The sequence below is a fragment of the Kitasatospora indigofera genome (assembly GCF_014655955.1).
Classification (GTDB): domain Bacteria; phylum Actinomycetota; class Actinomycetes; order Streptomycetales; family Streptomycetaceae; genus Kitasatospora; species Kitasatospora indigofera.
Genome location: NZ_BNBO01000060.1, coordinates 25,586 through 46,053 on the forward strand (window position 1 = coordinate 25,586; position 20,468 = coordinate 46,053).

18 protein-coding genes are annotated in these 20,468 nt (G+C 74.8%); 8 read left to right on the plus strand and 10 right to left on the minus strand.

The window, feature by feature from the left end; translation table 11 throughout:
• Positions 1–33: 33 nt before the first annotated feature.
• From IE329_RS33440 to IE329_RS33455, 4 genes are read right to left on the minus strand one after another with little or no spacing between them, the layout of a single operon-like run.
• On the minus strand, positions 34–1,119 hold the full coding sequence (locus IE329_RS33440; protein ID WP_190214797.1) for an ABC transporter ATP-binding protein: 1,086 nt from the start codon (positions 1,117–1,119) through the stop codon (positions 34–36).
• 21 nt (positions 1,120–1,140) lie between these two features.
• Positions 1,141–1,968 carry an ABC transporter permease gene (locus tag IE329_RS33445; protein WP_229927968.1) on the minus strand — a complete coding sequence of 276 codons (828 nt, stop codon included), beginning with the start codon at positions 1,966–1,968 and terminating at the stop codon, positions 1,141–1,143.
• Positions 1,956–2,948: an ABC transporter permease gene (locus IE329_RS33450; RefSeq protein WP_229927969.1), complete on the minus strand. Its 993-nt coding sequence runs from the start codon at positions 2,946–2,948 to the stop codon at positions 1,956–1,958. The genes IE329_RS33445 and IE329_RS33450 overlap by 13 nt, the downstream gene beginning before the upstream one ends.
• Positions 2,949–2,956: 8 nt before the next feature.
• Complete coding sequence (locus IE329_RS33455) at positions 2,957–4,126, minus strand: ABC transporter substrate-binding protein (protein ID WP_073928834.1); 1,170 nt, start codon at positions 4,124–4,126, stop codon at positions 2,957–2,959.
• A 324-nt stretch (positions 4,127–4,450) separates the two neighbouring features.
• Between IE329_RS33455 and IE329_RS33460 the strand changes: the two genes are divergently transcribed.
• Positions 4,451–5,245: a GntR family transcriptional regulator gene (locus tag IE329_RS33460; RefSeq protein WP_073928833.1), complete on the plus strand. Its 795-nt coding sequence runs from the start codon at positions 4,451–4,453 to the stop codon at positions 5,243–5,245.
• A gap of 90 nt (positions 5,246–5,335) precedes the next feature.
• Here the strand turns inward: IE329_RS33460 and tmpA are convergent, their stop codons facing one another.
• The 4 genes from tmpA to IE329_RS33480 all read right to left on the minus strand — a co-directional run bounded on the left by tmpA (position 5,336) and on the right by IE329_RS33480 (position 11,572).
• Entirely contained in the window at positions 5,336–6,964 is a 1,629-nt protein-coding gene (gene tmpA, locus IE329_RS33465) for a 2-trimethylaminoethylphosphonate dioxygenase (RefSeq protein WP_190214798.1), read from the minus strand.
• Between the two features lie 215 nt (positions 6,965–7,179).
• Positions 7,180–8,739, minus strand: a complete 1,560-nt coding sequence (locus tag IE329_RS33470) for an MFS transporter (RefSeq protein ID WP_229927970.1) — start codon at positions 8,737–8,739, stop codon at positions 7,180–7,182.
• A 140-nt stretch (positions 8,740–8,879) separates the two neighbouring features.
• Entirely contained in the window at positions 8,880–10,322 is a 1,443-nt protein-coding gene (locus tag IE329_RS33475) for an ATP-binding protein (protein WP_190214799.1), read from the minus strand.
• A 143-nt stretch (positions 10,323–10,465) separates the two neighbouring features.
• Positions 10,466–11,572, minus strand: coding sequence for an aminotransferase class V-fold PLP-dependent enzyme (locus tag IE329_RS33480; protein ID WP_190214800.1), 1,107 nt, complete (start codon positions 11,570–11,572; stop codon positions 10,466–10,468).
• Between the two features lie 196 nt (positions 11,573–11,768).
• Here IE329_RS33480 and IE329_RS33485 point away from each other — a divergent pair, with 196 nt between their 5' ends.
• The 7 genes from IE329_RS33485 to IE329_RS33510 all read left to right on the plus strand — a co-directional run bounded on the left by IE329_RS33485 (position 11,769) and on the right by IE329_RS33510 (position 18,504).
• Positions 11,769–12,857, plus strand: a complete 1,089-nt coding sequence (locus IE329_RS33485; RefSeq protein WP_190214801.1) for an amidohydrolase family protein — start codon at positions 11,769–11,771, stop codon at positions 12,855–12,857.
• Positions 12,858–13,017: 160 nt separating this feature from the next.
• The gene (locus tag IE329_RS33490) at positions 13,018–13,695 is read left to right on the plus strand and encodes a uracil-DNA glycosylase (RefSeq protein ID WP_190214802.1); all 678 of its coding nucleotides are present in this window, start codon (positions 13,018–13,020) and stop codon (positions 13,693–13,695) included.
• A gap of 319 nt (positions 13,696–14,014) precedes the next feature.
• A complete protein-coding gene (locus IE329_RS33495) occupies positions 14,015–15,001 on the plus strand; it encodes an SCO1860 family LAETG-anchored protein (protein WP_190214803.1) in 987 nt (328 codons plus the stop codon).
• 369 nt (positions 15,002–15,370) lie between these two features.
• Positions 15,371–16,393, plus strand: a complete 1,023-nt coding sequence (gene glnII, locus IE329_RS33500; RefSeq protein WP_190214804.1) for a glutamine synthetase — start codon at positions 15,371–15,373, stop codon at positions 16,391–16,393.
• A 154-nt stretch (positions 16,394–16,547) separates the two neighbouring features.
• Positions 16,548–16,631: a putative leader peptide gene (locus IE329_RS42120; protein ID WP_355651918.1), complete on the plus strand. Its 84-nt coding sequence runs from the start codon at positions 16,548–16,550 to the stop codon at positions 16,629–16,631.
• Positions 16,632–16,707: 76 nt separating this feature from the next.
• Complete coding sequence (locus IE329_RS33505; RefSeq protein ID WP_190214805.1) at positions 16,708–17,805, plus strand: LLM class flavin-dependent oxidoreductase; 1,098 nt, start codon at positions 16,708–16,710, stop codon at positions 17,803–17,805.
• A gap of 153 nt (positions 17,806–17,958) precedes the next feature.
• Positions 17,959–18,504, plus strand: a complete 546-nt coding sequence (locus IE329_RS33510) for a hypothetical protein (protein WP_190214806.1) — start codon at positions 17,959–17,961, stop codon at positions 18,502–18,504.
• 78 nt (positions 18,505–18,582) lie between these two features.
• On the opposite strand, the gene cobC is transcribed toward IE329_RS33510, so the two are convergent.
• The gene (cobC, locus tag IE329_RS33515; protein ID WP_373311380.1) at positions 18,583–19,713 is read right to left on the minus strand and encodes an Rv2231c family pyridoxal phosphate-dependent protein CobC; all 1,131 of its coding nucleotides are present in this window, start codon (positions 19,711–19,713) and stop codon (positions 18,583–18,585) included.
• Positions 19,714–19,761: 48 nt separating this feature from the next.
• On the minus strand, positions 19,762–20,391 hold the full coding sequence (locus IE329_RS41915) for a cobalamin biosynthesis protein (protein WP_308438425.1): 630 nt from the start codon (positions 20,389–20,391) through the stop codon (positions 19,762–19,764).
• Between the last annotated feature and the right edge of the window lie 77 nt (positions 20,392–20,468).

Below are 20,468 nucleotides of genomic sequence, written 5' to 3' on the forward strand. Positions count from 1 at the left end.
CCGTTCGTCGCGCGGGTTCCCCGGTCGACGGCGTCAGGCGGGGCGGCGGTCCACCAGTACGGGCCGCTCGGGGAGGGTGATGTCGGCGGTGCTGCCGATCGGCAGGCTTGCGGCGGCCTCGGTGGGCAGGTCCGTCTTGACCTCGGTGCCGTCGGCGAGCCGGACGGTCAGCCGGGTCACGGCGCCCAGGAAGGAGGCGGCGACGACCAGTGCCGGACCGTTCGCGGCGGGGGTCAGGCCGACGTTCTCCGGCCGTACCAGCACGTGCAGTTCACCGTCGGCGGGGATCTCGCCGTCCACCGGGTGGCGGCGGCCGAGCACCTCGACGCCCTCGCCGGAGCGCACGCAGGGGATCCGGCTCATGGTGCCGACGAACTCGGCGACGAAGGCGGTGGCCGGGCGGGCGTACAGCTCGGAGGGCGTCGCGCACTGCTCCAGGCGCCCGGCCCGCAGGACGGCGACCCGGTCGGCCATCGACAAGGCCTCCTCCTGGTCGTGGGTGACGAACAGGGTGGTGATGCCCAGTTCCTGCTGCAGGCGGCGGATCTCCTCGCGCAGGCTGAGGCGGACCTTCGCGTCCAGCGCGGAGAGCGGCTCGTCGAGCAGCAGGACGCGCGGCTCCAGCGCCAGCGCGCGGGCCAGTGCGATGCGCTGCTGCTGGCCGCCGGAGAGCTGGTGCGGGTAGCGGTCGGCGTGCTGCGGCAGGCCGACCAGCTCCAGCAGCTCCAGCGCGCGCTTGCGCCGCTGGGCCTTGGCGGTGCCGCGCATCCGCATCCCGAAGGCGACGTTGTCGGCGGCCGTCAGGTGCGGGAAGAGGCTGTACGACTGGAACACCATGCCGGCGTCGCGCCGGTGCGCGGGGATCCGGGTGATGTCCTCGCCGTCGACCAGCACCTGGCCGCTGTCGTGCTGCTCGAAGCCGGCCAGGATCCGCAGGGCGGTGGTCTTGCCGCAGCCGGACGGGCCGAGCAGGGCGAGCAGCTCACCGGGGTGGACGGTGAGGTCGAGCCCGTCCAGGGCCGTGGTGGCGCCGAACGAGCGGCGCAGGGAACGGAATTCGACGGTCGCGCTGCCGGGCGCGAGCGGTGCGCCGGCAACGTGGGCGGTAACCGTGGTCATGGGGGTTTCTCGCTAACGGTGTCAGGGACGGGCAGGCGTGCGGTGCCGGCGCTCGCGGCCGGCGGCGGCCAGCAGGAGCAGCAGCACCCAGGTGATCAGCAGGCTGAGCACCGAGACCGCGACGGACATCTGGGCCTGGCTGTTGCCGACCGAGTAGATCCACACCGCGAAGGGCTGGTAGCCGAGGATCGAGGCGGAGGTGAACTCGCCGAGCACCAGCGCCAGGGTCAGGAACGACGCGTTCAGCAGCGCCCCGCGCAGGTTGGGCAGCACCACGGTGAACACCGCGCGCGGCCAGCTCGCCCCGCAGTTGCGGGCGGCCTCGACCAGGGTCCGGACGTCCACCGCGCGCAGTCCGGCGTCCAGCGCCCGGTAGGCGAGCGGCAGCGACATCAGCACGTACGCGATCACCAGCACCAGTGGGAACTTCGGGTCCTGGACGAACACGAAGGTCTGGAAGAACGGGGTGTCCATCAGGTAGTCGGGGCCCCAGCGCAGTACGCCGATCAGGCCGGCGGTGAGCGCCACCGGCGGGACGACCAGCGGGAGCGTGCAGACCACCTCCAGCACCGTGCGCAGCTTCGGCGAGCCGAGCCGTACCGCGATCAGCGCCGGCACCAGCAGCAGCAGGACGACCAGGACGGTCACCACGGCGAGCTGCAGGGTCAGCCACAGGCTGTCGGTGAAGCCGGGGGCGCTCAGCAGGCCGGTGTAGGCCTCGAAGGTGATGCCCTTCGGGTCGTCGATGCTGAACCACACCGAGGCGGCCATCGGCAGCAGGAAGTACGTGCCGGCCACCAGCAGGACGGCGCCGCGCCACAGGCGCAGCCTTGAGATCAGCTGAGCCATCGGGCACTCCGGCGCTGGAGGGGCAGGTAGACGGCCATCACGAGGGCGGCCACCACGATCATGTCGAGGCTGAGGGCGAGGGCGAGGTTGCCCTGGCCGACCAGCACGTTGCCGGACAGCGCGTCGGCGATCGAGCGGCTGATCAGCGGCACGGTGGCGCCGACCATCGCGGCGGCGGTGGCGTACGCGGCGAAGGCGCTGCCGAAGAGCAGCACGAATCCGCCGAGCAGGGACGGGAAGAGGATCGGCAGGGCCACGTGACGCCAGTACTGCAGCGTGGTGGCCCGGTTGTTGTGGGCGGCCTCGCGCCACTGCACCCGCAGGCCGTCCAGTGCCGGGGTGATGCTGAGCACCATCAGCGGCACCAGGAAGTACAGGTAGACGACGGTCAGGCCGGTGAAGGAGTAGAGGCTCCAGCCGTGGTCGGTGAGGTGCAGCAGTTTGGTGAGTTCGCCGGCGTTGCCGAGGGTGGCGACGAAGGCGAAGGCCAGCGGCAGGCCGCCGAAGTTGGCGAGCACGCCGGAGGCGGAAAGCACGGCCTCGCGGACGGCCTTGTAGCGGGAGGTCACCACGGCCTGGGCGATCGGCAGGCCGATCAGGGTGCCGAGCAGGGCGGTGAGCGCGGACAGCTTCACGCTGCTGAGCAGGGCCGTCCAGTAGGCGCCCTGCACGGAGGCGGTGAGGTTGTCGGTGGTGAACCGGCCGGCGCCGGTCTCGGCGTCGCTGGAGGCGGTGAAGGCGCCGATGGCGATGGCGACGGCGGGCAGGCCGAAGCTGATCGCGAAGAAGGCGAGCAGCGGGACGGTGGCCAGCCAGCCGCCGGCGCGGGGGCGCAGCCGGCGCCGGCCGGTGGTGGGCCGGCCGGGGGCGCGCTGCGCGGGAACGGTGGGGGAGGTCGCTGAGGCGGTGCCGGAGACCCCCGCGCCGCCACTGTGGTCAGTGGCGGCCGGGGTCGGCACCGGGGTGGGAGCCGTTGTCATGGTGATGATCAGCCCGCGATCGCCTTGGTCCAGTTCTCGGTCACGACCTTCTTGGCCGCGGCGATCTGGTCCTGGGTCGGGAAGGTGGTGAAGGGCTTCTCGACGGCCGGCAGCTTGGCGGCGGCGGCCGCGTCGAGGGTGCCGTCCTTCTTCAGGGCGTCGAAGAGGGCCGGGGTGGCGTAGCCGCCGAGGAAGAGGTTCTGGCCCTCGGCGCTGAAGAGGTACTCCTGCCACAGGCGGGCGGCCGCCGGGTGCGGGGCCCACTTGTTGATCGCCTGGTTGTAGTACTGGGCGTAGCTGCCGTCGTTGGGGACGGAGACCTGCCAGTCGATGCCCTTGGTCTTGAACTCGTCGGTGTAGCCGGCGTTGAGGTACGACCAGTCGATGCTGATCGGGGTCTCGCCCTTCTCGATGGTCGCCGGGGTGGACTCGACCGGGTTGAAGTTACCGGACTGCTTGAGCTTGCCGAAGAAGTCGATGCCGGGCTGGATGTTGTCCAGCGAACCGCCGTTGGCCAGCGCGGCCGCGTAGACGCCGCCGAAGGCGGAGCCGGACTTGGTCGGGTTGCCGTTCAGCGCGACCTGGCCCTTGTACTCGGGCTTGAGCAGGTCGGCGAAGGTCTTCGGGCAGTTGGCGATCTTCTTGGCGTCGCAGCCGATCGAGACGTAGCCGCCGTAGTCGTTGACCGCCAGGCCGGTCGCCTCCTTCATGGTGTCGGCGATCTTGTCGAAGTTGGCGGTCTTGTACGGGGCGAGCAGGCCGTCCTTGGCGGCGGACTGCGCGAAGGCGCTGCCCAGGTCCACCACGTCGGGGGCGCGGTCCTGGCCCTTGCGGGAGGTGATCGCGTTGATCTCGTCCTGGCTGGAGCCGTCCGGGTTCTCGTCCTCGATCTCGATGCCGTACTTGGCCTTGAACGAGTCCATGATCTTGCCGTAGTTGGCCCAGTCCCGGGGCAGCGTGATGACGTGCAGCTTCCCCTCCTTCTTGGCGGCCGCGACGAGCGCGTCCATCCCGCCGAGGTCGGCGGCCGAGGTGGCGTCCTTGGCCTCCTTGGCGCCGGCCTTGGCGGCGTCGCCGGACTTCGCGGTCGAGCCCGCGGAGCCGCAGGCGGAAAGGGAGAGCGCGGCGGCGGTCAGAACGGCCGCGAAGGCGGCGGCACGGGCACGGTGCACGGTCACGAGTCAGTCTCCTGATCAGGGGGCGTACTGCGAGGGATGCGTTTGCGAGAGTGGGGCCGGCCCGACTGGCCGCCTGGCTCAAGGGGGCTGAGCCTGGCTGAGTTGACTAGCCAACTTTGCCGACGGGGGTAAGTACGCCGGAGCCCGGTGACGGGAAGGTGAACGGATGCCCGAGAACCGGGGGCGGCTACGGGAACGGTCGAATCCGCCCGGCGGCCGGTGATCGGAATGGTGCGATGCTTCGAGGGCGCAACGGATAAGGTCAGCCCTGTCCGCGCCGGTACGGCTGCGCAGGACACCGCCCCAGGAGGGACCTTGACTGACGTGGCACTCGAACCGGACCAGTCCGCACCCGGCCCGGCCGGAACCGAGCGCGGCGCCGCCCTCTACCGCAAGGTCGCCGCCGACCTCCGCGAGGCCATCACCACGGGAGCCTTCGGCGAGGCCGGCCGGCTGCCCGCCGAGGGCGCGCTCGCCGAGCAGTACGGCGTCTCCCGCGGCACCGTGCGGCAGGCGCTGGCGGTGCTGCGCTCGGACGGCCTGGTCACCTCGCGCCGCGGCACCCGCCGGGTGGTGCTCGGCAACGCCCGGGTGCAGAGCTTCTCGGAGCTGCTCAGCTTCACCCACTGGGCCCGGTCGATGGGGGAGGAGCCCGGCGGCATCCTGGACTCGCTGGTCCGACGCCCGGCCGACGCCGCCGAGCGGGAGCAGCTGCGCCTGGAGCCGGGCGCCGAGGTCTACGCGATCGTCCGGCTGCGCACCCTGTCCGGCGCGCCGGTGATGGTCGAGCGGACGGTCTACCCGCCCCGGGTGGGCGAACTGGTGGCCGAGCTGCCGGCCGACGTGGTCTCGCACACCGAGCAGCTGCGCGAGCACGGCATCCTGTTCACCGACGCCGACCACACCATCGACGTGGTCGCCGCGAACGCCGAGGACGCCCGGCTGCTCGGCTGCCGGCGCGGCAGCCCGCTGCTGCGCGAGCGCCGCCGCACCACCGACCCGACCGGCACCCCGGTGGAGTGGTCGCAGGACCGCTACCTGCCGGGGACGGTGGCCTTCAGCGTGCACAACTCGCTGGCCACGTCGGCGCTCTCACGCCACGCGCGGGACAGCGACTGAGCGGCTGAGCAGCTGAGCGAAGGGGCCGCCGGCGGGGCGGCGGCCCGTCCCAGCCCCGGCCCGTCACCCCGTCACCCCGCCGGCGGGCCGTCAGCGCATCAGGGCGGCCAGCAGCGGACGGAAGTGGTCGAAGCCGGGCGTGGCCGCGTCGGCGTCCTTGGCCTCCTCGTCCCAGCGGCGGACCGCCACCGCGTCCGCGGCCCCCGGCAGGGCGGCGAAGGCGGCGGCCTGCTCCTCCGTCATCGGGCCGCCCTGCACCCGCAGGGTGTACTCGGAGGCCTCGGAGAGCCGGGCCCGGTAGCCGGGCTCGGCCGTGCACAGGTACCGCTTGGCGGCCACGTGCAGCCGGACCGGCTCGGTGACCTCGGGGCCGAACCACTGCGCCAGCCAGTCGGCGCCGGTGTCGCTGTGCCGGTTGTCCCGGCCGGCCATCAACTCCAGCCCGGTGACGCCCTCCTCGCCCGACGACGGGCCGGAGGGGCCCAGGTGGCCCACGTCGTGCAGCAGCGCCGCCGCGACCAGGTGGTCAGGGGCCCCGGCCGCCCGGGCCAGCGCGCCCGCCTGCAGCATGTGCTCGGCCAGCGTGACGGCCTCGCCCAGGTACTCGGCGGCGCCCTCGCCCTCGAAGTACCCGGCGATGGTGTCGAGCGCCGCCGCCCGCCGGTTCAGCACCGCGAGGCTGCTGGCCAGCGAGTCCAGGTCGGCGTAGCAGCCCTGGAGGTGGCGCGAGCCGCCGGTGCCGTCGCCGGCGGGCGGCTCGAAGGCCGTCCGGGCGTGCAGCAGGCGGACGTTGTCGAAGACCAGGCAGTCGCCGGGGCCGAGCCGGAAGTCCAGCCGGAGCTCCGGGCGCAGCGTGACGGCGGCGAAGCGCCGGTACGCGGCGTAGAAGGCGTCCAGCTCGGCCGCGGGCAGCCGGAGGGTGCTGATCGAGCGGTTGTTGAACCGCACCTCCCGGATCCGTCCGAGCGCGTCCAGCTCGATCAGCGGGCGGTCGGCGCGCAGTTCGGTGGCGCGGTCGCGGAAGACGAACGGGACGAGGGTGCGGGTCAGCACCGCGAAGGCCGCCGGGTCCTCCGCCCGCAGTTGGGCCGCCGCGCGGAAGCCGTCGACCAGGCCGGAATCGCCGCCGACGGCCGAGTTGTCGAGGCAGTGCAGCAGCTGGAGGGTCGGCACCGGGTCGCGGTACGGGTTGTCGCTGTGCGGGGCGATGGCCGCGCTGGTGAAGGCCAGGTTGTTCGGGTCGGCCTCCACCCGGACGTCGAACAGCCGGCCGTAGTTGGTCTCGCGGACGTAGCCGAAGGTCCGGGCGACGTCGAGCACCTGACCCTCGACGACCGGCACCCCGCGCAGCACGGCGAAGCCGGAGCGCAGCACCGCGCCGAGCACCGCGGCCCGCTCCGCCGGGTCGGCCAGGTAGGCCGCCCAGTCGGCCTCGGGCAGGCCGGCGGCGAAGTCGGCGGCGGCCCAGAGCCGCTTGCCCGCCTCGCTGCGCCCGTCGCCGGTGCCGCCGGTGTCCTCGGCGTCCAGCCACTCCAGCGGGTAGCGTGAGCGGTGGCCGTCCGACCACAGCACCGCCAGCCGGCCGTCGCGCTCGTCCCGCTCCACGATCGCCAGGTCGTCCGGCAGGTCGGTGATCTGGAACAATTTCTGCCCGTTGCGCGGGTCGCGGCACTCGGGGCAGGGGCAGTTGTCGCGCAGCCAGTACGGCGACAGGGGCATGGGTGTCTCCTAGTCCGGTGCTTCCGGAAACGTCTCGCTACGCTTCCGGCCGGGCAGAGTTGTATAGCCAACTATGCCGCTGCGACGACCATCCCGGGCGTGGATGAGGCGGGGATGCCGCCGAGATGAACGATCGGGGAACAGTGCTCTCCCGCTCGGCCGCAGGACCCGGGACGGGACCGGACGCCCCCGCCGCCCCCTCCTGAGGCGCGTCCCTACCGCGCGTCCTCCGTGCCGGCGGTGCCGACCCCGCTGACACCGCTGACACCGCCGACACCGCCGACGGTGCGGACGGTGTGGGCGTGCGAGGCCGCCGCCGCCCCGTACGCACCGGGCCGGACCCGGCGACGGCGGGCCCGGGCCGCCAGGACGGAGAGCAGGATGCCCACCCCGCACGCGATGGTGAGCAGCAGGCAGGCCCGGGAGAGGCCCGCGGCCAACGCCTGCGCCGTCCCCTCGCCGCTCGCGAGGTGCGACGCGCCGACGGACGAGTTCACGGTGGCCACGGCCGCGGTGAAGGCGGCGGCACCGATGTACCGGGCCATGTTCGAGATGCCGGACGCCGCACCGACGTCGTCCTCGGCCACCGAGGAGGTGGACGCCGAGCTCGCCGGCCCGTTGACGAGACCCAGGCCGGCGGCCAGCAGCACCAGCGGCAGGGCGAACGCCCCGTACCGCCAGTCGGCCTGCACCAGCACCAGCAGCGCGCAGCCGGCCGTCGCCGCCGCGAAGCCGGCCCCGATCACCGGCCCGACGCCCAGCCGCTTGACGGCCCTGGGCACCAGCGGGGTGACGGCGATCAGGCCCACGGTCGCGGGCAGGGTCGCCAGGCCCGCCTGGAACGGGCTCAGGGCGAGCGTGGCGGGGTTCTGGAAGTAGAGGCTGACCAGGTACATCAGGCCGTTGATCACGCCGGCGCTGAGCAGGATCGCCACCGTGGCGCCGATCAGCACGCGGTCGCGCAGCAGCCGCAGGTCCACCAGCGGCTCGTCCACCCGCCGCTCCACCATGACGAAGGCGACGGCCGCGAGCAGGGCCAGGGCGAGGCAGCCCAGCACTCCCGCCGACGTCCAGCCCCAGTCCGCGCCCTCGCTCAGTGCGAGCAGTGCCGGGGCCAGCACGGCGGCGATCAGCACCGTCCCCGCGAAGTCGATCGACCGGCTGCGGTCGGGGTCGCGGGACTCGGCGATGCCGCGCAGCGTGACCGGGACGCAGGCCGCCGCGATCGCCGCGTCGATCCAGAACAGGCCCTGCCACCCGATGCCGTCCACCAGCAGGCCGCCCACCAGCGGCCCGACGGCCGCGCCGACCGCCGACGCGGCGCCCCACACGGTCACGGCCCGGACCCGGCCCTGTCCCGAGGTCGCCACCGACAGCAGACTCATCCCGCAGGCCAGGATCGTGGCACCCGAGGCGCCCTGGACGGCCCGGCCCGCGATCACCCCCGCGCCGCTGCCGGACAGCGCGATCACGGCGCAGGAGGCGATGAACAGGGCCAGCCCGGCGAGGAAGACCAGCCGTCGCCCGAAGACGTCGCCGAGGGCGCCCGACGTGACGATGACGGCCGCGCCGACCAGCGAGTACCCGGTGATGGCCCACTGCAGGGTGTCGAGGGAGGCGCCGGTGTCCGTGCTGATCGCCGGCAGCAGGATGCTCACCGCCGAGGTGTTGGCGTTGACGACCAGGGTCGAGACGCAGGTGGCGGCCAGCAGGGCGGCGCCCGCCGGCCGGCCCGGTTCTTCGCCGGGTACGGCGTCTTCCGTAGTCTCTGGCACCTTCGTAGGCTCGCACGGGCCCAGCCGCTCCGCAGCCCGGGACCACGGGCCTCACCCGGCCCGCGCGGCCCGGACCGACCCCGCGCCTCGTCCCCCGGAGCCCGGTGCCCGTCACGGACGGCCGGCGTGCCCGGCCGTCCTCAGCGCCGCCAGGCCGCCAGCAGATCCCCCGCGTCCAGGTGCAGGTCGGGCTTCACCCCGGTGTGCAGGCCCGCCGGGCAGACGGTGACCAGCCGGGCCGCGGCGGCCTCGGGCACCACGGCCCGGGCTCCGGCCAGATGCGCCAGTTCGCCGGCGGTGAGCCGCTTGCGCTCCCGCCACTTCACCGTGCCGACGGCCGTCACCCGCCGGGTCCGGGCGGTCCGGGCCACGACGTCGTACTCGTGGGTGTTGTCGCGGGTCCACCAGCTGCCCACCTCGTCCGCGCCTTCGAGCGCCGGCAGTTCGGGCGCCAGTCGCAACAGGGCCTCGTGCACCAGCGGTTCGACGGCCTTGCCCCGCCAGCTCGTCCAGTCCCGCCTGAACGCGTCGAGGGCGATGTCGGCCCGGCCGCGCGAGATGTGCGGGACCTGCTGCTCGACGAAGCGGAACCAGAACCGCAGGTACGGATCCTCGATCCGGTAGCGCCGGAGCTTCCCGCGGGGCGGCGCGCCGACCGGCACGTCCGCCGCGACGACGCCCTTCTGCTCGGTCAGCGTCTTGAGGGCACGGGTCGCCGCGGTCTGGGCGGTGCTGCCGGCTTCGGGCAGCCGGCCGACGATCTGGGAGAAGGCGGCCACCCCCACCTCGTGGCCGCCCATCGCCGAGAGCACCCGCCGGGCCTGCGGTCCGTCGGGGAACTCGGCGTCCACCACCCGCTGCCCGGTGACCACGAGGCTGCTGTTCTCGTCGGTCAGCTCCTGTTCGACGAGGCGCTGGGCGCCGCCCGCGGTCGCGCACTCCAGGAGCAGGCGCGGGTAGCCCCCGGTCACCAGATGGGCGTCGAAGGCGTCCATGGGGCCGTGGCCGGAGCCCAGTGCCTCGGCGCACTCGGCGGGGTTGAAGGGCCGGATCAGCTGTTCGCGGGCCCGCCCGTACAGCGGCCGGTCGTGCTCGGTGAGCCGTTCCATCATGGTGACGTCGGAGCCGATCAGGACCAGCAGGACGGGCGTCCGCTCCAGCCGGCGGTCCCAGGCGTTCTGCAGGGCACCCTCCAGCGTCGGGTCGGTGGCCGCGGCCCACGGGAACTCGTCGAGCACCACGACGGCGGGTGTCTGCGAGCAGGCGAGCGCGAGCCGGCCGAAGGCGTCCGACCAGGAGGACGGCGGTGAGGCGAACAGGGTGTCGGCCTCCGGGAGGGGGGTCCGCGCGGTGCCGAGGTCGGCCGTCAGCCCCTGCAGCTGGGTGAGCGGGTCGGCGTTCTTCACCGCGGTGAAGTAGAGGTACGGCAGTCCGGACCCCTCCACGAAGCGCGTGAACAGGCGGGACTTGCCGACCTGCCGGCGGCCGCGGACCGCGAGCATTCGACCCTGTCCCTGCGCGCCGATCGCGCTCAGGTGCCCGGCCAGCTGTTGCAGTACGTCATGACGGCCGTAGAAGGACATGGGTCACCAGACATCCAAGGGAGGAATCATACGGCAACGTATGATACATCAATGCGTGTTACGGAGAGTGTCTCCGTGTTCGCCCAAGGTGCTCGCGAGGTCCGTCGGCCGCGGCCGCTCCGGCCCGGGCCCCCTGCGGCCGGTCACCCGGTGGGGCCGCCCGCCGCCCGCCAGGCCGCCGCCGCGGCGGCGGTCGCCGTCGGCACGTCGGCGTCGGCGCCGGTGGCCAGCAGCGCCTCGCCGAACGCGGTCAGGCAGTCCTGGACCACCTCCGGCGACGCGTTCCGGCCGTAGTGGTTGACCCGCAGCATCCCGGCGGCCAGGGCGCCGCCGCCCGCCTGGACGGGCAGGGCCGGGTCCAGTCCGGCGGCCAGCCCGGCGGCGTCCAGGCCGGGCGGGGTGCGCAGGGTGGTGGCCACGGGGGCCGCGTGCCCGTCCGCGGGGACGAAGGGGGTCAGGGTGCCCAGCGCCCGGATCCCGGCGCGGGTGGCGGCGGCCGCGGCGCGGTGCCGGGCGATGGTGGCGTCGAGGGTGTCGGCGGCGATCCGGTCGAGGCAGGCGTCCAGCGCGAGCATCTCCAACTGGGCCGGGGCGTGCGGGAGCACGGTGCGGCCGGCGTCCGTCCAACGCTCCTTCCAGTCCAGCAACGAGAGGTAGGAGCGGCGCGGCGCGGCCGGGTTGGCGGCGATCCGCTCCCAGGCCCGCCCGCTCACCGACACCGCCGAGACCCCGGCGGGGCCGCCCATCGCCTTCTGCCCGCCGATCACGCAGAGGTCCACGCCCCAGGCGTCGGTCAGCAGCGGCTCGGCGGCGACCGAGGCGACGGCGTCCAGCATCAGCAGCGCGCCGTGCGCGCGCACCACCGCGGCGATCTCCGCCACCGGGTTGGTGTTGCCGGTGGCGGCCTCGGCGTGCACCAGCGAGACGAAGTCGATCTCCGGGGCGGCCCGCAGGGCCTGGGCGACCTGGGCCGCGGTGACGGCGGAGTCGAACGGCACCGCCAGGTCGACGACCTCGGCGCCGCAGTCCCGCAGCCAGTTCCCGAAGGTCTGCCCGTACGGTCCGGTGACGATGTTGAGGGCGGTGCTGCCCGGGTGCGCCGCGCCGCGGATGGCCGCCTCCAGCGGGAGCAGCGCCTCGCCCTGGGTGATGATCACGTCGGCGGTGGTGTGCAGCAGCGCGGCCACCTTGTCCTCGATCGCGGCGAACTGCGCGGCGCCGAGCGGGGGGAGGTCGAGGAAGGGGCTCACGGGGCCGGCCTTTCGGTGGTCGCGGTGGGCCGCCGCCGGCCTGGCGGGGCGGGCCCGCGGGGCCTCCGCCGGGCCGCCCCACCGGTGGCCTGGGCGGCCCGTGGTGTACGGAGGACGCCGTGCGGACGGGCCCCGGCGCCCAGTCTGCCCCATCGTCCGCCGCCGGCCCGGCCGGACCCGTCGGTAGAGTGCGGTCATGAGCGACGCTGGGGTGCTGCACATCAAGGGCCGGGTGCTGGTCGGCCCCGAGGACGTCCGGGACGAACTCTGGGTGGTGGACGGACGGGTGACCTTCGACCGGCCGGCCGCGGACGACGTCCGGACGGTCTCCGGCTGGGTGCTGCCCGGCCTGGTCGACGCGCACTGCCACGTCGGCCTGGACGCGCACGGCGCGGTGGACGAGGCCACCAGCGAGAAGCAGGCCCTGACCGACCGCGACGCCGGCACCCTGCTGATCCGCGACGCCGGATCGGCCGCCGACACCCGCTGGATCGACGACCGCGAGGACCTGCCCCGGATCATCCGCGCGGGCCGCCACATCGCCCGCACCCGGCGCTACATCCGCAACTACGCGCACGAGATCGAGCCCGGGGACCTGCCCGCGTACGTCCGCGCGGAGGCCCGCCGCGGCGACGGCTGGGTGAAGCTGGTCGGCGACTGGATCGACCGCGAGCGCGGCGACCTCGCGGCCTGCTGGCCGGGCGACGCGCTGGCCGAGGCGATCGCTGCCGCGCACCAGGAGGGCGCCCGGGTCACCGCGCACTGCTTCGCCGCCGAGTCGCTGCCCGACCTGCTGGCCGCCGGCATCGACTGCGTGGAGCACGCCACCGGCCTGACCGAGGAGTTGATCCCGCAGTTCGCCGAGCGCGGGGTGGCGATCGTCCCGACCCTGGTCAACATCGCGACCTTCCCGAAGCTCGCGGCCGGCGGCGAGCACCGGTTCCCCGCCTGGTCCGCCCACATGCGCCGGCTGCACGAGCGCCGCTACGACACGGTGGCGGCCGCGCACGACGCCGGCATCCCGGTCTACGTCGGCACGGACGCCGGCGGCTCGCTCGCGCACGGCCTGGTCGCGCAGGAGGTGGCCGAGCTGGTGAAGGCCGGCCTGTCGGCCGCCGAGGCGCTCTCGGCGGCCAGTTGGGGCGCCCGGGCCTGGCTCGGCCGGGACGGTCTGACCGAGGGCGCCCCCGCCGACCTGGTGGTGTACGCCGAGGACCCGCGCGCCGACGTCCGGGTGCTGGCGGACCCGCGGCTGGTGGTGCTGCGGGGCCGTCCGGTGGGCTGATCCGGTCGGCCGGGCGCAGCCCCGCGGACCGGCCCGGACGGGCCGTCCGCGCCGCCGGCAGGCCGTCGTACCGGCCGTGCCGGGGGTGCGGCGGGCCGGCCTTCGGGCCAGGTGACGGGCCCGTCGGGGCGGTGGGCGTTGGGCCGATAGGGTGGTGCGCATGGCACCGCGTCCACTGAACGAGATCGTCGAGCCCGGCTGGGCCACCGCACTGCAGCCGGTGGCCGGACAGGTGGCCGCCATGGGCGACTTCCTGCGCGCCGAGATCGCCGCCGGCCGAACCTACCTGCCCTCCGGGCCGAACGTGCTGCGCGCCTTCCAGCAGCCCTTCGAGGCGGTGCGGGTGCTGATCGTCGGACAGGACCCGTACCCCACACCGGGGCACGCCGTGGGCCTGTCCTTCTCGGTGGCGCCGGAGGTCCGGCCGATCCCCGCCAGCCTGGTCAACATCTACCAGGAGTACGGCCAGGACCTCGGCCTGCCGCAGCCCTCCAACGGCGATCTCACGCCCTGGACCGAGCAGGGCGTCCTGCTGCTCAACCGCGCCCTGACGACCGCGCCGCGCAAGCCGGCCGCGCACCGGGGCAAGGGCTGGGAGGAGGTCACCGAGCAGGCGATCAAGGCGCTGGTGGCGCGCGGCGGCCCGCTGGTCGCGATCCTCTGGGGGCGCGACGCCCGTAACCTGCGCCCGTTGCTGGGGGAGGTGCCGGCCGTCGAGTCGGCGCACCCGAGCCCGTACTCGGCGAACTCGGGCTTCTTCGGCTCGCGTCCCTTCAGCCGGGCGAACGAGCTGCTGGCCCGGCAGGGTGCGCAGCCGGTGGACTGGCGACTTCCTTAGCGCTCAAGGGCGTTGGAGCACCCGGCGCCGGGCCGGGCGGGAGTCGGGCCGGGAACCGGGACGCGAGTCGGGGCGGGGCCCGGCCGGGATCCCGCCGGGGGCCGTGGGGCGCAGCTGTCGCAGTACCGTCAATACATGGCGTCAATCTCACCCGAAGGAGTGAACTGACGCTTCGTGTTACTCATGTGACGGATTGTTCGAAGAGGATGGCGGCAGTCGAGAGCGACGGCCTTCCCCCGGGTCCGACGCGGAGCAGTCCCGCGCCCGGGGTGACATCGGTGGCGCGCTCTCTCCCGATCGCCATGTGGGGGTTCCTCCTTTGCTGTCCTCATCTCTCCGTGTCGCCGTCGCCACCCTGGTCGTCGCGGCGGCCGTGCTGCCCGCCACCGCCGCCTCCGCGACCGGGCCCGCCGCCGTCTCCGGGTCCGGCGGCGCCGGCTCGACGGGCGGCCCGGCCACCGGCAGCGCCCGCGCGGTCACGGCCGAGGTGGACCTCGACGTCAGCCTGCTGAACAAGGCCGTGGACGTGCCGGTGAACATCGCGCTGAACAAGGTGGAGAGCCCGGCCCGGCGCGACGGCTCGGTGCTCACCGCGAAGGTGGACGGCGTCGACCAGCAGGGCCCGGTCACCCTGGTCAAGGCCGACGTCGGCCGGTCCGTCACCACCGTCGACGCCAAGGGGGCCGCGGCCTCCGTCGAGCTGGTCAACGCGGACGTCCACGCGCCCGGCCTGCCGCTCACCGCCCTGCTCGGCCTGGAGGCCCTGAGCTCCAAGGTGACCTGCCCCGTCGACGGGCCGCCCACCGCCGAGGTCACCGCCCCGGCCAGGCTCACCGTCCTCGGCAAGCCGGTCGCGGTGGGCCTCTACGCGCCGACCAAGGTGGACGTGCCCGCCGTCGGCAGCGTCTCGGTCGAGTTCTCCAGGCGGAGCACCACCTCCAGCACGGCGGCCGCCTCGGCCCTGGAGGTCCGGGTGGAGCTGAACCCGCTCAACCTCAACGTGGCCACGGTCAGCGGCACCGTCACGATCGCCTCGGTGAGCTGCGAGAAGCCGGCCCCGACCGCCCCCGCCACGACGTCCGGCGCCCCCGCGACCCCGCCCCCCGCGACCCCGGCCGCCGTCAAGGCGGCGGACAGCACCGCGAGCGGCCGGGGAGCCGCTCCGCAGGCCGCCGGCGAGCGTCTCGCCGCCACCGGCGGCAACGGCACCGGCCCGCTGGCCGCCGGCGCGGCCGCATTGCTCGCCGGCGGGGCGGCCACCCTCTGGTTCGCCCGCCGCCGCCGGGCGCACGCACGACGGCACTGAGGCCGGTGGCCGGGGCCCCGCTGTTCGGCGGGGGCGCGGGGCGGTGGAGGGGAGCGCGGGCGGCCGGCGCGCGCGTCCTGTTCCGGTGAGCGCTGCGGCTGCGTACAGAGGGGAGGAGGGGCGTGCCCGGAGAAGGGCGCGTCCCGGCCGTCACCCCGGCCGGGCGGCCGCCCCGCCCCCGGCGCGTGGCCACCCCGTTCCGAGGGGCACCCGGACGCTCCGGGGGTGACACCGGCGGCACTCCCGGAGCGTGACAGGGCCGGTGCGGACAGTTGGTTTACATGGGCGTCACATAGGAGGAACAACCGGGAAACGGCGGCTTGCGACGCTACGCGGGCACCCACCACTCAGTTTGCGAGGTTCACCGCCGTGGCAATCAAGGCCGAGTACATCTGGATCGACGGCACGCAGCCGACCGCCAAGCTCCGCTCCAAGACTCGGATCCTGGCCAACGCGGACAAGATCCCCACCTGGGGCTTCGACGGCTCGTCCACCAACCAGGCCGAGGGTCACGCGTCGGACCGCGTTCTTGAGCCGGTCGCGACCTTCCCGGACCCGATCCGTGGCGGCGACAACATCCTCGTCCTGTGCGAGGTCAACGAGATCGACGGTACGCCGCACGTCTCGAACACCCGCGCCCTGCTGCGCCCGATCGCCGAGCAGTTCGCCGCTCAGGAGTCGATCTTCGGCATCGAGCAGGAGTACACCTTCTTCAAGGGCTCGCGCCCGCTCGGCTTCCCCGAGGGCGGCTTCCCGGCCCCGCAGGGCGGCTACTACTGCGGCGTCGGCGCCGAGGAGGTCTTCGGTCGCGAGATCGTCGAGCTGCACCTCGACCGCTGCCTCGCGGCCGGCCTCGCGATCTGCGGCATCAACGCCGAGGTCATGCCCGGCCAGTGGGAGTTCCAGATCGGCCCGGTCGACGCGCTGACCGTCTCCGACCACATGTGGGTCGCCCGCTACCTGCTCTACCGCACCGCCGAGGAGTTCGGCATCGACGCCACCCTCGACGCCAAGCCCGCCCGTGGCGACTGGAACGGCGCCGGCGCGCACACCAACTTCTCCACCAAGGCGATGCGTGAGGGCTACGACGCCATCATCACCGCCTGCGAGTCGCTCGGCGCCTCGCAGGAGAAGGTCCTTGAGCACGTCACCCAGTACGGTGCCGAGATCGAGTCCCGCCTGACGGGCAAGCACGAGACCGCCCCGTGGAACGTCTACAGCTACGGCGTCTCCAACCGCGGCGCCTCGGTCCGCATCCCGTGGCAGGTCGAGGTCGACCAGAAGGGCTACATCGAGGACCGTCGCCCGAACGCCAACGTCGACCCGTACGTGGTGACCCGCCTCATGGTCAACACCTGCTGCTCGGCGCTGGAGAAGGCCGGCCAGATCTGAGCCTGAGGCTCTGTTCGTCCGCTGCGACGTGACGCCCGCCGCCCCCGCGAGGGGGACGGCGGGCGTCCGTCGTTCCGCCCGGCCGGGCCCCCGGAACGAGCTGCCGGGCCCCCGCCCTTGATCCGGGGCGATCCGTCCACGGATAATCCTCCTCATGACCGCCGCTCCCGCCAACCGCCTGGTCCGACGTCTGCACGTCGACCTGTGCCGGCTGGCCGGTGCCACCTGTCGCGGCTGACCCGCCACCTCCGTCACCCGCAGGTTCCGCAGGCAGCGCCCGGCAGTGCCGGCCGCCCCCGGTCAGGAGTACGCGCATGTCCCTCGCCTTCCACTGGTTCCTCCCCACCAACGGTGACAGTCGTCACGTCGTCGGCGGCGGCCACGGCTCGACCCCCGGTGCGGCCGGCTCCGACCGGCCGCCGAGCATCGCCTACCTGGGGCAGGTCGCCCGCAGCGCCGAGCAGTTGGGCTTCGAGGCGGTGCTGACCCCGACCGGCGCCTGGTGCGAGGACGCCTGGCTGACCACCGCGATGCTCACCCAGGTGACCGAGCGGCTGAAGTACCTGGTGGCGTTCCGCCCCGGCCAGGTCAGCCCGACGCTGTCCGCCCAGATGGCGGCCACCTACCAGCGCCAGTCCGGCGGCCGGCTGCTGCTCAACGTGGTCACCGGCGGGGAGTCCGCCGAACAGCGCGCGTACGGGGACTTCCTCGACAAGAACGCCCGGTACGCCCGGGCCGGCGAGTTCCTGGACATCTCGCGGCGGCTCTGGGCGGGCGAGACCGTCGACCACCACGGCCCCCATCTGCGGGTGGAGCGGGCGAAGTTGCACCGGCTGCCGGACCCCGTCCCGGAGGTGTACTTCGGCGGCTCCTCGCCGGCGGCGGGCGAGGTCGCCGCCCGGCACGCCGACGTCTACCTCACCTGGGGCGAACCGCCCGCCCAGGTCGCGGAGAAGATCGCGTGGATCCGCGGGCTGGCCGCCGCGCACGGGCGCGCGCCGCGGTTCGGCATCCGGCTGCACGTGATCGCCCGGGACACCTCGGCACAGGCCTGGGCCGAGGCCGACCGGCTGCTCGCCGGGATGGACCCGTACCGGATCCGGGAGACCCAACGGGCCCTGGCCCGCAGCGAGTCGGAGGGCCAGCGGCGGATGCTGGAACTGCACGGCGGGTCCGCCGAGCGGCTGGAGATCCACCCCGGCCTGTGGGCCGGCATCGGCCTGATCCGGGGCGGCGCCGGCACCGCGATGGTGGGCAGCCACCGGGAGGTGGCGGCCCTCGTCGAGGAGTACCACGCCCTGGGCATCGAGGAGTTCATCCTGTCCGGCATGCCGCACCTGGAGGAGGCCTACTGGTTCGGCGAGGGGGTGCTGCCGCTGCTGGCGGAGCGCAAGCTGTGGCAGCGGCCCTGACACCGCCCCCGCTGCCGCGGCCCGGGGCCGGCGGTCGGTGCTGCCCGCTGCCGCGGCCCGGGGCCGGCGGTCGGTGCTGCCCGCTTCCGGCCCCTTGTTCCCGGCTCCCGGCTCCCTTGTCCGTGGACCGGCCGCCGGGCGAGGACGGCGGGCATGACCCCGCCGCCCGCGCCGCTGCTGCTCCTCGACGTGGACGGCCCGCTCAACCCGTACGCGGCCAAGCCGCACCGCCGTCCGGCGGGCTACCGCACGCACCGGATCAAGCCGGACTCCTGGGTGGCCCGGCATCCGCAGCGGCCGGCCGAGTACGTGCGGCCGCTGCGGGTCCGGCTCAATCCCGGGCACGGCCCCGAACTGCTCGCGCTGCCCTATGAACTGGTCTGGGCGACCACCTGGACGGACGAGGCCAACACCTGGCTCGCCCCGCTGCTCGGTCTGCCCCGCCTGCCGTACATCGCCTGGCCGCAGCTCCATCAGGAGGACCCGGACGGCCTGCACTGGAAGACCCGCCGGCTGACCGCCTGGGCCGCCGGGCGCCCCTTCGCCCGGGTGGACGACGAACTCGGCCCGCAGGACACCGAGTGGATCGCCGCCCACCACCCCGGGCCGGCCCTGACCCTGCGGATCGACGCCCGGACCGGCCTGCTCCCGGCCGACTTCGCCACCCTGGCCGGCTGGGCGGCGGCCCTGAAGGCCTGACCGATGCGAAGGCCTGACCGGTGCGGGCCTGACCGGTGCGGGCCTGACCGGTGCCGCCCGGGCGGCGGGTGGCCCGGATCAGTCGAGCAGGCCCGCCAGGGCCGCCAGGAACCGGTCCGTCGTCCCCTCGTCGCGGACGGCGATCCGCAGCCAGTCCGGGCCGAGGCCGGGGAAGGTGTCGCCGCGGCGGACGGCGAAGCCGGCGTCGCGCAGCCGGAGCCGGACGGCGGCCGCGCCGGGCAGTTCGACCAGGACGAAGGAGGCGGCCGGTTCGCCGTGCACCCGGACGCCGGGGAGGGCGGCCAGGCCCTTCAGCAGGTGGGCGCGGTGCAGGGCCGTGCCGGCGGCGGCCCGTTCGGCCTCGGCCAGGGCGGCGGGGGTGCTGCAGGCCTCGGCCGCCGCCAGGGCGGGGGTGGAGACCGGCCAGAGCGGCTGGGCGGCGGAGAGCGCGGCGATCAGCGGGGCGGGCCCGAGCACGTAGCCGATCCGCAGGCCGGCCAGGCCCCAGGTCTTGGTGAGACTGCGCAGCACGACGACCTGGCCGGGCAGGCCTCGCAGGGCGGCCAGGGACTCGTGCTCGCCGGGGACGGTGTCGATGAAGGCCTCGTCCACGACCAGGGTGCGGCCGGGCCTGGCCAGGGCGGTGAGGGCCGCGGCGGGGTGCAGGACGGAGGTCGGGTTGGTGGGGTTCCCGACCACCACCAGGTCGGCGCCGTCCGGGACGGCGCGGGGGTCGAGCCGGAACCCGTCCGCGGGCGTCAGCACGACCCGTCCGACCTGGTGCCCGGCGTCCCGCAGGGCGGCCTCCGGTTCGGTGAACTGCGGGTGCACGACCACGGCCTGACGAGGCCTCAGAACGCGGGCGAGCAGGACGAAGGCCTCGGCCGCGCCCGCGGTCAGCAGCACCTCGTCCTCGGGCCGGCCGTGCCGGGCGGCGACGGCGGCGCGGGCGGCGCTCTGCTCGGGGTAGGCGGCGAGTCCGGCGAGGGTCGCGGCGAGGTGCTCGCGCAGCCAGGCCGGCGGGGTGCCGGTGCGGACGTTGACGGCGAGGTCGACCAGCCCGGGGGCGCGGACCTCGGCGTCACCGTGGTGCCGCAGGTCCGGCCCGGCCTCCGGCCCGGCCTCCGGCACGCCGGCGGGCGCGGAGCCGGGCAGCCCGGCGGGCGCGGTGCCCGGGGCGGTGCCGGCCTGCTGGTCGGTGGTGCTGATCACAGTGGTGCTCCTGCTGGTTCGGTCGGGCGGTCGGGCCGGGGGCGGTCAGCCGGGCGCGCGGGAACCGGGCGCGGGCACCTCGGCCGCGTCCAGGTCGGGCGCCGCATCCGGGCCGGGCGCCGCCGGGCGGGCCACCGCGACCGTGGCCGCCGCGGACTTCCTCTTGGGGACGACGAGTTCACCGCCCGGTGCGTCCAGCAGGGCGGCGGCCTCGGCGACGCTCGGGGTGCCGACCGCCAGCTCCGCCGTCCGCGAGGGGTGCGGTACCCGTACGGCGGCCAGCTCCGCGGCGGAGTGGCCCACCACCGGGACGCCCAGCACCCGGGCCGCCCGGCGGATCGCGGGGTGCTCCGTCCGGCTCTCCAGGGTGGAGATCCGCGCGACCGCGTGCGGGGACAGACCGGTCTCCGCCAGGGCCGCCAGGACCAGCGCGCTGACCTCCTGCTCGCCGGCGGTGCGGCCGGCGCCGACCCCGACCACCAGGACCCGCGCCGGGGGAGGGGCCCCGGGACCGTCCGCGCCCGGCGCCCGGCCGGTGCTGCCCGGCGCGGGCGGGTGCGCCGGAGCGGCCGGGCGCGCCGGGGCGTACGAGTCGGCGGGCGGTCCGGTGGGTGGGGCGGGCGGTTCGGCGGCCGGCGGACGGCCCGCGGCGCCGACGGGGGCCGGACCGGTCATGCGTGGCTCCTCCCGTCCGGTCACCGCTGTGCGGCCCCGAAATCCCACCACGGTGGTACGGGGGCGGTCAATCGGGA